This is a genomic window from Gordonia bronchialis DSM 43247, from assembly GCF_000024785.1.
Classification (GTDB): domain Bacteria; phylum Actinomycetota; class Actinomycetes; order Mycobacteriales; family Mycobacteriaceae; genus Gordonia; species Gordonia bronchialis.
On record NC_013441.1, the window covers coordinates 5,065,655 to 5,078,916 of the forward strand.

12 protein-coding genes are annotated in these 13,262 nt (G+C 65.7%); 4 read left to right on the top strand and 8 right to left on the bottom strand.

Annotated features, from left to right (window positions below; all coding sequences use genetic code 11):
* Positions 1-17 precede the first annotated feature (17 nt).
* The gene (locus GBRO_RS26130) at positions 18-443 is read left to right on the top strand and encodes a hypothetical protein (protein WP_147290682.1); all 426 of its coding nucleotides are present in this window, start codon (positions 18-20) and stop codon (positions 441-443) included.
* A gap of 222 nt (positions 444-665) precedes the next feature.
* Here the strand turns inward: GBRO_RS26130 and dnaB are convergent, their stop codons facing one another.
* The gene (gene dnaB / locus GBRO_RS23485) at positions 666-2,915 is read right to left on the bottom strand and encodes a replicative DNA helicase (protein WP_012836326.1); all 2,250 of its coding nucleotides are present in this window, start codon (positions 2,913-2,915) and stop codon (positions 666-668) included.
* 500 nt (positions 2,916-3,415) lie between these two features.
* Between dnaB and GBRO_RS23490 the strand changes: the two genes are divergently transcribed.
* On the top strand, positions 3,416-4,099 hold the full coding sequence (locus GBRO_RS23490; RefSeq protein WP_041920821.1) for a hypothetical protein: 684 nt from the start codon (positions 3,416-3,418) through the stop codon (positions 4,097-4,099).
* Between the two features lie 297 nt (positions 4,100-4,396).
* Here GBRO_RS23490 and rplI read toward each other — a convergent pair whose 3' ends face one another.
* The 4 genes from rplI to rpsF all read right to left on the bottom strand — a co-directional run bounded on the left by rplI (position 4,397) and on the right by rpsF (position 6,069).
* On the bottom strand, positions 4,397-4,849 hold the full coding sequence (gene rplI, locus GBRO_RS23495) for a 50S ribosomal protein L9 (RefSeq protein WP_012836328.1): 453 nt from the start codon (positions 4,847-4,849) through the stop codon (positions 4,397-4,399).
* A gap of 19 nt (positions 4,850-4,868) precedes the next feature.
* Positions 4,869-5,126, bottom strand: coding sequence for a 30S ribosomal protein S18 (rpsR, locus tag GBRO_RS23500; protein WP_005194109.1), 258 nt, complete (start codon positions 5,124-5,126; stop codon positions 4,869-4,871).
* 27 nt (positions 5,127-5,153) lie between these two features.
* Positions 5,154-5,675 carry a single-stranded DNA-binding protein gene (locus GBRO_RS23505; RefSeq protein ID WP_012836329.1) on the bottom strand — a complete coding sequence of 174 codons (522 nt, stop codon included), beginning with the start codon at positions 5,673-5,675 and terminating at the stop codon, positions 5,154-5,156.
* A 112-nt stretch (positions 5,676-5,787) separates the two neighbouring features.
* Positions 5,788-6,069, bottom strand: a complete 282-nt coding sequence (gene rpsF / locus GBRO_RS23510) for a 30S ribosomal protein S6 (RefSeq protein ID WP_012836330.1) — start codon at positions 6,067-6,069, stop codon at positions 5,788-5,790.
* 262 nt (positions 6,070-6,331) lie between these two features.
* Here rpsF and GBRO_RS23515 point away from each other — a divergent pair, with 262 nt between their 5' ends.
* Together GBRO_RS23515 and GBRO_RS23520 are read left to right on the top strand one after the other, a co-directional pair.
* Positions 6,332-7,777, top strand: a complete 1,446-nt coding sequence (locus tag GBRO_RS23515) for a hypothetical protein (RefSeq protein ID WP_052298453.1) — start codon at positions 6,332-6,334, stop codon at positions 7,775-7,777.
* The gene (locus tag GBRO_RS23520) at positions 7,774-8,364 is read left to right on the top strand and encodes a GNAT family N-acetyltransferase (protein WP_012836332.1); all 591 of its coding nucleotides are present in this window, start codon (positions 7,774-7,776) and stop codon (positions 8,362-8,364) included. The genes GBRO_RS23515 and GBRO_RS23520 overlap by 4 nt, the downstream gene beginning before the upstream one ends.
* Here GBRO_RS23520 and GBRO_RS23525 read toward each other — a convergent pair.
* The 3 genes from GBRO_RS23525 to GBRO_RS23535 form a co-directional block, all read right to left on the bottom strand.
* Positions 8,357-8,866, bottom strand: coding sequence for a hypothetical protein (locus tag GBRO_RS23525; RefSeq protein ID WP_012836333.1), 510 nt, complete (start codon positions 8,864-8,866; stop codon positions 8,357-8,359). The two genes, GBRO_RS23520 and GBRO_RS23525, sit on opposite strands and share 8 nt — an antisense overlap.
* Before the next feature lie 114 nt (positions 8,867-8,980).
* Entirely contained in the window at positions 8,981-10,651 is a 1,671-nt protein-coding gene (locus GBRO_RS23530; RefSeq protein WP_115311869.1) for a glycosyltransferase family 87 protein, read from the bottom strand.
* 218 nt (positions 10,652-10,869) lie between these two features.
* On the bottom strand, positions 10,870-13,179 hold the full coding sequence (locus GBRO_RS23535) for a transglycosylase domain-containing protein (RefSeq protein ID WP_012836335.1): 2,310 nt from the start codon (positions 13,177-13,179) through the stop codon (positions 10,870-10,872).
* Between the last annotated feature and the right edge of the window lie 83 nt (positions 13,180-13,262).

Here is a 13,262-nt window from a genome sequence, read left to right on the forward strand (position 1 = left end):
TTGGAAGGTAATCCACGGTGAGAGTTCCCGATACCCGCGCCGCGTTTCGTCATTTCGACCTCGTCCGTGACCCCATTGACCATCAGCTTGATCCCGCGCTACCTGAGGAACCGGGCTACGTCCACGCCGTCGAACTTCACCCCGAGTACAAGTATCGGCATCGCCACCTGCTGGCACTCGATGACTTGAAGTCTCCCTTGTTCTCGTCGGATCGCTTCGAGTACACAGCGATTTGTGAGCGCTCGGTCCGCGTAATTCTGCCAATGCCCGTTGAGCTCGATGACCCGGATCTGTGCCCACAATGCAAGCACTGGCTGGACCTTCAGATAGCTGACCCAGCTGAGTACAGGCGACAACGACTGGATTGGCGCAATGATCGGTACGCGCGCGAAGAAGAGCGGCGCAACGTCGAGGAGTGGAATCGACGAAACGGCACTTGGTGAGCTTCGAGTGGTTGCAAAGTGAGGCTGAACGACCGACTGATGCCTCCGCCAACCAACACCACCAAATACCGGCCGCGAACAATTCGTCACGTGACCTAGATGGAGTGGCCTGGGTCACTGACACGCAGGCCGGAATGTCGGGATTTGCTGACAAATCCACTGACACCGGCATTGGAATATGACAACTTTTCTTGGAACCTACACGAACCTACATCCGACCGACTAGCCCCGCGCCATATCCACGAACCGCGACAAATGCAGTTGATGCGCAACGGTAATCGTGGCCGTCGGACCATTACGGTGCTTGCCCAGAATGATGTCCGCTTCACCCGCACGCGGGTCGTCCCGTTCGATGGAGTCCGGCCGGTGGAGCAGGATGACCATATCCGCATCCTGCTCCAGTGATCCCGACTCGCGAAGGTCCGACACCTGCGGCTTCTTGTCCGTCCGCTGCTCGGGTCCACGGTTGAGCTGACTGATCGCGACCACCGGAACCTCGAGTTCCTTTGCGAGCAGCTTCAATTGGCGGGAGAACTCGGAGACCTCCTGCTGGCGGGATTCGACCTTCTTACCCGAGGTCATCAGCTGCATGTAGTCGACGACGACGAGTTTGAGGTCGTTGCGCTGCTTGAGGCGTCGGGCCTTGGCGCGGATCTCCATCATGGTCAGGTTGGGTGAGTCGTCGATGAACAGCGGCGCCTCGGAGATCTCGCCCATGCGCCGGGCCAGGCGGGTCCAGTCGTCGTCGCTCATGCTGCCGCCGCGCATGTCGCCGAGTTTGATCTTGGCTTCGGCCGAGAGCAGTCGCATGACGATCTCGGTCTTGCTCATCTCCAGGGAAAACATGGCGGCGGTCATGTGATGGCTGATGGAGCACGACCGCAGGAAGTCCATGGCCAGCGTCGAATTGTGGGTGGGCACCATGGCCTCGCCCGCCAGGTATAGGGCGTCGGGGTTGTCGACCTGCACGCAGCGCACCGGCACCGAATCGACCGGCCGCACCACGACCACCCGGCGGATACCTGCGGCGCGTCGAAGTTCCTTGTGCCGCAATGCTTTGTGGTGAACAGTGAAGACGTCATCATCGGCGTCGACGCGCAGCCAGCCGGTGACCGAGCGCTTGTAGTTGTAGCCGAGACCGGCGACCAGATCGGCCACCACCGCGGTCATGTGCCGGGTCGCGGCGGGCACGGTGATCCAGCCGTCGTCGTCGACGGTGGCCCGCGCATCGAGCAGACCCGCCAGCAACGCCCGGCGCTGAGCGATCGAACCGCGCAGATACTCGTACGGGATGCGCCCGCCGAGATCGGCCATCAACGTCATCACGTCGACGGGACCCTCGGCGTCGATGCGCATCGCGATCTCTGGGTCGTTGAAGGCCATGCCGGCCAGCGCGGCCACCGTGTAGGGGCCGTAGGCAAAACGCTTGCGCGGCAACTCCAATGGCTTGGTGTTGCGGACCACCGCACAGCCCACGTGCGACCGCAGGACCTCGGTGGTGACCACCTGTGACTCGTTGTCGACGTCGACGATCCACTGATGCTGCTCGTCGGCGACGAGGACCGTGCCGTCGTTGAACTCGACCTCGTAGCAGGGCCGGTCGGTCATCACGTCGGTCGCGGCGACGACCCGCGTCGGGCAGCCCTGCGCATCGATCAACTGATCGCCGACGGCGACCCGGCCCATGGTGGTCCAGCCGGTGGGGGTGGGCAGCGGGGTGTCGAGCGCGAGCGCCTTACCCACACCCGGGCGGGCGGCGACGATGATCATCTGACCGGGGTGTAGACCATTGGTCACCGCGTCCAGATCGGCGAAACCCGTTGGTACGCCGAGAGATATACCGCCGCGCGACGCGATGGAGTCGATCTCGTCCATCGTCGGCTGCAGGAGTTCCTCGAGCGGGACGTAGTCTTCGGCGGTGCGTCGCTCGGTGACCTCGTACACCTCGGCCTGGGCGCGGTCGACCACCTCGGCCACGTCCTGACCGTCGGCCCCGGCGTAACCGAACTGCACGATGCGCGTTCCGGCCTCCACGAGACGACGCAGGATGGCCTTCTCCGCGACGATCTCCGCGTAGTAGCCGGCGTTGGCCGCAGTCGGCACCGTGGAGATCAGGGTGTGCAGGTAAGGCGCGCCGCCCACCCGGCGCAGTTCTCCCGCGCGTTCGAGCTCGGCGGCCACCGTCACCGCGTCGGCGGGCTCACCCTTGCCGTACAGCTCGAGGACCGCCTCATAGACCGCCTGATGCGCAGGACGGTAGAAGTCCGCGGTGCGGAGCTTCTCCACGACGTCGGCGATGGCGTCCTTGGACAGCATCATCCCGCCGAGGACGGATTGTTCGGCAGCGAGGTCTTGTGGCGGTTGCCGACCGAACTCTTCGGGTGGCGGCTCGTCGTCCTGACGGCGCCCATTACCCCCGTTGAAGCCCCGACCTCTGGCCGCGTCATGCCCTCGGTCATCCACAACAGCCACGTGTGTCAAACCTCTCGGAACGCTTTGGTGTTGGTATGCCCCTGTGATACCCCGGCCCACCGACAGTGCCTGTCGGAGGAGAGACGGGTCGTCGTTTCGAGGCGCTGAGGGAGGACACTAAGACCTCCTTGCCTGCTACTCAAACCCGGCTGTTGATAGTTCTGGGGAGCATCTGTGGACGAAGTGTGAGGCGCGCAGGAGTCGTTGTGCACCGGCTGTGGACAACATGAGGAATTGTTCTGTGAGCAAACGGGTTCGTGCAGGTCAGAGCGGTGAGCAATTTCCACAATCAACGATTTTCCTTCGCGCGGCGTGTCTTGCGAATGGCAATGTCGGGCGTGTTGCGGACCGAAATCAACCCCTGGTGCCAACTTTCGGATGAACATCAGATGTGATGTACGTAACACCAGGTCACAGCAGGTTCACTCGAAGCCGGTCAAGTGGGGCGGTCGTCCCAGATGTGGAAGTTCCGGCCGCACGCGATCGACGGCTGTGATGCAATAGCGGGCGTGTCACCGAGACGTCTCCGCACCGGTTTCCTGCGCCGCCTGACGGGTCTGTCGGCTGCCGTCGCGATCGTGGCCGCCTGCGCCGCCGTACTGGCCCCGGCGTCGAGCGCAGCGCCCCGCGGACCGGCCATGCCGGTCGAGTTCGACCTCGCCCGCTATCAGCCCGTCAGCCCGACACCGTTCCGGTCACTCGCCTACGCCGACAACGGCAAGTCGTTCTTTGTCGCCGGACCGTGGATGTGCCAGATCGGCGGGCAGTACCGCTACGTCGGTTGCAAGGGCCGGCCGGCCACCGCGCCGCCGACGGCCCGCGGTGCGATCATCGTCGGCGACATCCAGGGCCCGTGGTGGGTGGTCCCGGGTGGGCCGCTCGACGTGAACTATCGCTTCGGTTCCAAGGCCGGTTTCCGGCCGCCCGTGCTGGGCGTGGGTATGCGCGTGACCATCGAGGGCGTCACCTGCACCGCACCGCGACCGTCGGTGGTCGCCTGCCGCACTGCAGAACGCGCGATGATCCTGACACCGTCGTGGCACAAGTTCTTCTGGCCGTCGTGGGACACCATCAAACCCGGCAACAATGCCGTCGCACATGACCGCAATCCTGCGCCGCGGTATCTGCCGCCGCGACTGCAATACTGGAATCAATTGCCTGCCAATCCGCCGGCACCCAAGTAGCTCGCTCTGTTGCTCCGGGGGTAGCTGCGGTTCGGTGTGTTCGGGCAGTGGTAATGCGAACATCGTTGTCTCGCTTGTGGTTTCGACACGCCTTCCGCTAGCGGTTCGAGTCGAGCTCAACCAGCAAAGGGGTCGCGGCTCAAGCCGGCTCAACCACGGCTCAACCAGCAAAGGGGTCGCGGCTCGAGTCGGCTCAACCAGCAACGGGGCAGCGGCTGAACCAGCCGAGGTGTGGGATGCGAAAAGGGACCGGGTGGAATGGATTCCACCCGGTCCCTTGGGCTTTCGCGTTGGTCGTCAGCCTGCGACGACGGCGAGCTGCACGGTCGCCGACACCTGCGGGTGCAGGTTGACGATGACCGGGTAGCTGCCGGTGGCCTTGATGTGGCCCTGCGGAAGCTCGACGTTGCGCTTGTCGACGGTCGGGCCGCCGGCGGTCTTGATGGCGCCCGCGACGTCGGCCGCGGTCACCGACCCGAACAGCTTGCCCGAGTCGTGGGTCTTGACACCCAGCGAGACCTCGGCGAGGCCCTCGAGGGCCTGCTTGAGCTCGTTGGCGTGCTCGAGTCCACGGACCTCGCGGGCAGCCTGCACGCGACGGATGTCGTCGACCTGCTTCTGCGCGCCACGGGTGGCCTTGATGGCCAGGCCGCGGGGCAGGAGGTAGTTGCGGCCGTAGCCGTCCTTGACCTCGACGGTGTCGCCGGCTTCGCCGAGGTTCTCCACGGCAGCGGTGAGGATGAGTTTCATGTCTGTACTCCCTTTCCGCTTATCGGCTGGTCGAGGTGAAGGGCAGCAGGGCCACCTCACGCGAGTTCTTCACGGCCACCGCGACATCGCGCTGGTGCTGAACGCAGTTGCCCGTGACGCGACGCGAACGGATCTTGCCGCGGTCGGACAGGAAGCGCCGCAGCAGTGCGGTGTCCTTGTAATCGATGACAGCCTTCTTGTCCTTGCAGAAGCTGCACGCCTTGGTCTTGGTGACCTTCTCGACGCGGGGCTTCCGGCTGGCTTTTGCCTTTGCCATGTGTGTGTTGCTCCAGTCAGTACAAATCTAGAAAGGTGGTTCGTCGTCCCCGCCACTGAACGATCCGCTGTTGCTGGCAGGCGCGCTGCCCCAGGGATCCTCGGCGACCTGCTGGTTCGATCCGCCGCCGCCGCGGCTTGCGCCGCCGCCCGACGATCCGAACCCACCGCCGCCGCCACCGCTGCGCGAGGTCTTGTTGACCTTCGCGGTGGCATACCGCAGCGAGGGACCGATCTCGTCGACCTCGAGTTCCACGACCGTGCGTCGTTCGCCTTCTTTGGTTTCGTAGGACCGCTGCTTGAGCCGTCCCTGCACGATGACCCGGGCGCCCTTGGTCAGGCTTTCCGTCACGTTCTCGGCCGCGTCACGCCAGATGTTGCAGCGGAGGAACAGCGCTTCGCCGTCCTTCCACTCGTTGGTCTGACGATCGAAGGTGCGCGGAGTGGACGCCACCGTGAAGTTGGCCACCGCGGCACCGGACGGCGTGAAGCGCAGTTCCGGATCGGCGGTCAGGTTTCCTACGACGGTGATGACGGTGTCGCCTGCCATGATTTCCCCTCGGGTCGTGTGGTGGGCACTCGCTGATCGACGTGCACCGGGATCGTGGGTCCAACCCTAGGTCCCGGTACCGACGTGTTCAGACGATCAAGGAATCTGTGGATTACTTCCGCAGGACCTTGGTGCGCAGAACCGACTCGTTCAGCTTGAGCTGACGGTCCAGCTCGGTCACGGTTTTGGGCTCCGCGTTCAGGTCGATGACCGCGTAGATGCCCTCGCTGTGCTTGGCGATCTCGTAGGCAAGACGGCGCTTGCCCCAGATATCGACGCCATCCACCTTGCCGCCGTCATTGCGGACAACATTGAGGAAGGTATCGAGAGAGGGTGCGACGGTGCGCTCGTCCAGATTCGGATCGAGAATGACCATCAATTCGTAGTGACGCATAAGACCACATCACCTCCTATGGGCTAGTCGGCCACGGACGGTCCGTGGCAGGAGGGTCGCCTGCGTCGGCAACCGCTCCAAGATACACGACCAGGGCGTTTGGAGAGAAATCCGTGGTCGCGGGGGCGGGTGCCGATAGCCGGAAGGTGTATGTCGTGGGGTCGTCACCCGCACCATCCACACGCCACCCGCCCCAGGTACAGATCTCGGCAGGCGCCAGGCTCCCCCGGAACCGCAGCCGGTGACCGCCTACGCTGACACCATGCGTGCCTCGCGACCCGGTCTGCGCTCGAGGTTGCGCTGGCATTCGGGGCGCGGTGAGACCGCCGTCATCATTCTGGTCGCGTTGATCCTCACCGTGCTGGCGATGCTATGGAGCTATCACATCAAGATCCGCTGCGGTGGGGAGCCGTTCAACCCGCTCGGTCGCAGCGCCCACTTCCCCGGCGGCGACCAGAGCCGACTGCTGCCCTGCTACTCCGACGTCTACCAACTCTGGCTCGACCGCGACGTGGACAAACACGTCTTCCCCTACATCCACGGCGGTATCCATCCGGATGGGACGCTCTACGGCGGGGTCGTCGAGTACCCGGTGCTGTCCGGGATGCTGATCTATCTCGGGGCGATCGGCGCACACAACGACACCGAGTTCTTCACCCACACCGTGTGGCTTCTCGCACCGTTCGCGTTGCTGATCACCATCATACTGGCGCTGATGGCCCGCTGGCGGGTGCTGCTGTGGGTGGCCACTCCTCCAATTGTGTTGTACGCCTTCCATAATTGGGAGCTCCCGGTGGTCGCGACGACGGTCGGGGCGATCGCGGTGATGGCGTGGGGTGCCACCACGAGCCCCCGCACCGGACAGCGGCGACTCTCGTTGCGGACAGCAGCCGCCTGCGCATCGGCGCTGCTGGCAATCGGGTTCTGCCTCAAGCTCTATCCGGGGCTCTTCGTGCTGCCACTCGCGTTGTATGTGCTGTACCGGGGCGCCGACGGTGTGCGCGGCAGACAACCCGACTGGGCCGGCGCCGGGCTGGTGGTGGGCGCCGCCGCGGTCACCACCCTGATCATTCAGCTCCCGTTCGTGCTGCTGGGCTTCGACGGATGGCTGGCGGCCTGGCAGTTCCAGAGTGACCGCAGCGCAGACGCCACTGCAAATTCCATCTGGTACTGGGGTTTTCGCTTTCTCACCGGCGGATCGGTGACCGACACCTACAACGCCATCGTCGGCGTGGCCTCGCCACTGCTCATCCTGTGCTCGTTCGCCGTGGCGATCGCGCTGGGCCGTCGCCGGATGGCGCAGATCGGCACCTTCCCGTGGATCGGTGTCGCCGCGTCGATGCTGGCCGGATTCATGGTGTTCCACAAGGTACATTCGCCGCAGTACACGCTGTGGCTGATGCCGTTCTTCGTGTTGCTGAACGTCCGTTGGACGGTCATCGCCGCCTATCTCGCCACCGACCTCATCCTCGACATCGCCATCTTCCGCTACATCGGGTTCATCAACTCGGGCTGGCCGTCGTGGGTGACCATCGGCGGAGTGGCGGGATCGGTCTGGGTTCACGCGGTCCTGCTCGTCGTGCTGATCGTCACCTTTGTCCGCACCCCACTGCGAGAGCCGTTGGCCACCATGATGTCCCGGAAGAATCCCGTTGACACCGCGGATACGGTGAAGCCGACAGCACGACCGGAGGAGAGCGTCCAATGAGTTCCTGGCTGGGTACCGGGCCCCTCGTCGGGGATCGGGTGACGTTGCGCCCGTTGAGCTTCGACGACGTCGGCGCCCTGGCGGGTGTGGTGGGTGATCCGGATCGTTTCCGGTGGGTGCCGGCCATCCCGACCGACGAGACGAGCGCCCGGACGTTTGTCGAGGCCGCCCACGCCGATCCGCAGCGGCGCGTCGCGTTCGCGGTGATCGACAACGAGACCGGGGCACTACTCGGTTCGACGAGCTACTACGACATCGACCAGCCGAATCTGACCTGTGCCATCGGATACACCTTCTACACCGAAGCCGTGCAGGGCACCGCCGTCAATCCGACGGCGAAGTACCTGTTGATGAAACACGCCTTCGAGGACTGTGGCGCGGTCCGTCTGGTGTGGCACACCCACGAGCTCAACGCCCAATCCCGGGCGGCCATAACGAAACTCGGTGCGACCTTCGAGGGTCTGCTGCGCAAACACCGCCGCTTCGGCGACGGTTGGCGCACCACCGCACAGTTCGCGATGACCGACGACGATTGGCCGGCTGCGAAAGCAACTCTCCTGCAGCGAATTCAGGCCGACATCAGGTGAAGAGCTCGAGGTTGTCGACACAGAGCCCGGCCGGTGCAGCTCGGACGACCACCTCGACGGTCGGCTGTTGTGATTTCTCCGCACCCCCGGCGGCCGTCGTTGCGGCCCGGTACACAACCACGACGGGGACCGTGTCCGATGTCCGTCGACCGTCGTCGGCGACTGCACGGAGGATCGTCGCCGCAGAGGTGATCTTCGACTGAACGAGAATCTGTCTCAGGCTGGTCACGCTCGACGTGAGTTGATTGCGTGTCGGCGACCCGGGACAGGTTCGCCCGATCGCCCGATCCAGTCCTGACGTGTCTGTTGGACTATAGGTGCTGAGGTCGGTGACGAATTGTTTTGCAAGGTCGACGGATTCGGCATCTCGCTGCGCCGCCTCGTCGACGTGGTTGTCATGCGTTGGCTCCGTCGACGCCGTCGAATCCGACGACTTGGCGGCCCACACCGCGCCGCCACCGGCGAGTGCGCCGACGACGAGCAACGCGATCCCGCCCAGCACCAACCCGACGATGGGTCCTCGACGCGGTCGTCTCCGCTGCGGCGGCGGTCCGCCGGGACCGAAGCCGGGCGGCCCGGGCGCAGGGTACGGCGGCGGTCCACCGGTGCCAGCCGGCTATGGCCCGGGTTGCGGTGCCAGCGGGGGTGGCGGCCTGGGCGACGGAGCTGCCCATGATGGTTGCGGGCCGTCCGACCCCGGTTGACCCCCGCCAGTCATGTGCGACCTTCCCCCTGTCGCCATGACCGTACCGTCGTCACCCGCGTCGTGTGGCCGGTTCGCGCCGACGTCAGCGACGACGCGCGATCCCAGCCGGTCGGGTGCACCGTCGAGCACCCCACCCGCCGGGTCGTCATAGTAGCCACCCAGGCGTCGTTGCCGGACGAGATCTTCGGTGGGATGCCAGATCTGCCAGATCACGACGCCGCACAGCATGATCACCATCAGTCCACGCAGGATCACCGCGCCGGTGAACCACTCGTCGGGTAGCCACCGACGGTCGGCGTCGAGGAACAGGCCCATCCGCGGAATCCAGAGCAGGGCGTCGATCACCATCCAGCTCAGCAGAAGTCGCGTGTGCGGCAACGCGAGCACGGCCAGCGGCACGAGCCACAGCGAGTACTGCGGACTCCATACCTTGTTGACCAACAGGAAGCCGGCGACGAGCAGGAAGGCGAGCTGCGCGACCCGCGGGCGGTACGGGGCGAGCAGGCCGATCGCGATCACCGCGCCGATGACCAGCACCAGCAGCAGCATGGTGAGCCCGTTGAGAAGATCGATGTTCCATGTGAAACCACCGATGTCGGAGAGCACGCGATACCAGGAATCGGGGTCGGCCCCGCGATCGGTGTTGAAGCGGAAGAACTCTCGCCACCCGGAGGGGTACGGGATGAGGACCGGCAGATTCACCAGCAGCCAGGAGCCGACCGCCGTCGCCGCCAGGACCGCGAACTCGCGCATCTTGCCGGCCCGCAGACACAGCACGGCGAACACCACCAGCAGTAACGCCGGGTACAACTTGGCCGCTGTTCCCAGGCCGAGACACACACCGGCGAGCCACGGTTGGCGCCGCGACCAGGCCAGCAACGCGAGCGCGACCAACGCGGTGGCGATGGCGTCGAAGTTGGTGAACGCATGCACCAGGACCAGCGGGGACAGGGCCGCCAGCCACACCGACCACATGCGAGTGCGGGCGGTCAGCGCGGTCGCCCAGATGGTGACGAGCCAGAACAGTGCCAGCCCGAGCGCGACGAGGTTGAAGAACATCACCACGTCCAGCGCGCCCGGCACTCCCCAGTGTTCATTCGCCCAGCCCCACCAGCCGGCGAGCCGCGCCGCACCGTACATGTACATCCCGGTGAGCACCGGGTACTCCATGTAACGCTTGATCTGTTTGCCGGTGCCGTCGTCCTGATACCAGTAGTCGCGGTAGGGCAGCGCGCCGTCGTTGAGGCGTTCGGCTCCGTACAGACTGATGACGTCGGAGTAGCAGAGGTCGGTGAACTGACGCTGGTTGTCCCAGTCGAGCCGCATGACCGCGCCGGGCTGTCCGGCGGTTCCGTCATCGGGTTCGGCCTGCTGCAGACAGCCGGCCTTGCCGAACCAGCTGAGCGCCAACGTGATCAGAGCCAGGCCGAACAGCACCCGGACCGGGGTCAGATGCCGGCTACGTCCCACGACGGCGTGCGCGCCGGACGGACCGCCGACGACCGAGCTGGCCTCGCGCACCAATCCGTCGGTGTGACTCGGGCGTATCCGATCGTCGTCGACGCGAAGGTCGGCGGACATGCGGGTGGGACTCACCAGGCCCGGTTCGGCGTCGTCACGGGCGGGGTTCGGCTCCGAGCGGCTCGGCTCGGGCGGATTCGGCTCAGACATGGGCGGCCTGGGGCGTGCGGAGGCGGCCCGTCGTGGCTCGTCGCTCACGCTGCTGGCACCTCAGGATGCGTGGGTCGGCGCCGCGCGTACACACGCGCTGCAGGGCGCGAACGTCAGCTCGATGCCCGTCAGCCGACTGGCGGTTCCGGAATGTCCCCATTACCGCCGTCCCCGTTGTCGCCGTTGTTGCCACCGTTGCCGGTGTCTCCACCGTTACCGTCGCCGTCCCCGCTGTTGCCGTTGTCGTTTCCGTTGTTGCCACCACCCGGCGGCCCGGTCGGGATGGTGATCCCGGGCACCGGCGTCCAGTTGCCGTCGCCGCCGTTGCCGTAGTCACCACGACGCGGTTGGGTCCGCGGACCACGGGTCTGGGTGGTGGTCGGATCGTACGTCACCGCCGGCGGCTCGTAGGGCACACCGGCCTGACCGCCCACCGCTTCCGGCTCGGGGAACTGCTCGATCGGCTCGCCGGCCAGGGCACCGTTCATCGCCGCCTGCCAGATGTCGGAGGGCAGGCCGCTGCCGTAGATGGACGCACCGTTGACGTTCTCCAACGGCCCACCGGCATTGGTGCCCACCCAGACCGCGGTCGAGAGCTGCGGGGTGTAACCCACCATCCAGGCATCCTTGTTGCTGCCGGTGTCGCCGAGCTGGACGGTGCCGGTCTTGGCTGCCGACGGACGCGAACCCAGCGTGGGGTCGTAGAGCGAGTGGCCGTTGGAGTAGGCCGCGATCGGTTCGAGTGCCGAGGTCACGTTGTCGGCGACCTTCGCCGGGAAGACCCGCTGACCGTCGTTCTTCTGACGCTCGAACAGGACGTTGCCGTCGGAGTCGGTCACCTTCTGCACAAAGTAGGGCTGACGGTAGATCCCCGACGCGGCGAGCGTGGCGTAGGCCGAGGCCATGTCGATCACGCGGGACGGGTACTGCCCGAGCACCACGCCACCCTCGGGATAGCCGTTGGCCTCCTGCAGGGTCTGCGCGATGTCGCCGAACGACCGGGCCACACCGGCCTGATGCGCGGCGTCGGCGACGGCCTTGGCGCCGCCCTGCAGATCCATCATGAGCCGGTAGTAGACGGTATTGAGCGACATCTTCATGGCCGTCGCGAGGTTGCACGAACCGCAGGATTCACCGTCGGAGTTCTCCACGGTCAGTCCGCCGGTGGCCTCGTACGGCGCCGAGCTGTAGACCCGCGAGAGCGGGATGCCCTGCTCGAGCGCGGCGACGAGCGCGAACACCTTGAACGACGACCCGGTCTGCAGTCCGGCCTGTGCGTAGTCCCAGCCGAGCGATTCGTCGCCGCCGTAGTAGCCGCGGACCGCACCCGTGCGCGGGTCGATCGACACCGAGGCGGTCCGCAGGTTCTTCGGTTCGCCGTTCATCTTGCCGTCGGGACATTTGTAGATCTTGTTCTGCCGGCAGGACGCCTGCACGACCGAGTTCTGCACCTGGGGATCGATGCCGGTGACGATACGCAGACCACCGGTACGCAGCTGTTTCTCGGTGATGCCGATGGAGGGCAGCTCGGCGAGCACCTGACGTTTGATCAGGCCGCTCGGGCCGGGCGTGTAGTCGGAGACGCTACGCGGCTCGATGGTGCGCGGCAGTTTGTCCCGCGCACCTTGTTCCTGGGCTCGGGTGATGGCACCGGTGGTCACCATGCCGTCGAGGACGTAGCGGTAGCGCACGAGCGCGACGTCGGAGTTGACCGCCGGGTCGTAGTAGGACGGTGCCCGGACGACGGCTGCGAGGAGGGCCGCCTCCTCAAAGGTGAGGCCCTTGCTGATCGGCTTGCCGAAGTAGGCCTGGGTGGCGACCGCGATGCCGTACGCGCCGCGGCCGAAGTAGATGGTGTTGAGGTAGGACTCGAGGATCTTCTCCTTGGACCACCCGTTGCCCGGCTTCATCTTCGCGGCGTAGGCCAGCTCGCGGAACTTGCGGGTGTAGGAGCGTTCGTCGCCGACGATCGCGTTCTTGACGTATTGCTGCGTGATGGTCGAGCCGCCGCCGGCGTCCTCGTTGCCGGTGAGCTTGCCGAGCACCGCGCGCGAGAGGCCACGCGCCGAGAAGCCGTCGTTCTGCCAGAACTCGCGGTCCTCGGCGGCGACGATCGCCTGCGTCATGGTGGTCGGGATGTCCTTGTACGGGATCACCTTGCGGTCGCCGTCGGCCTGCTTGACCTCGGCGATCAGGTTGCCACCGGAGTCGACGATGGTCGCCTTCTGGCTGACCTCGGGCTCGGGGATCTGCGCGTTGGCGTAGGTCCAGGCAAATGCCGCGATCAGGATCAGCACGATGGCCGGGACGATGAGCCCCACCGCGCCGAGTGCCCAGGCGAAGCGGCTGTGCTTCTCATGTGTCGCGCCGCCACGACCCCGATTCGACGCCGAACCGGCGCCCCGCGACGTGGGCGAAGTGCTACGTGCCTCGCTCATCGTCAACCTTTCCCACCGGGCCAAGCGCGCGTGTCAGCGCCGCAACCACAGTACTTCTCGTATGCGTTCGTTACTCTACTGTG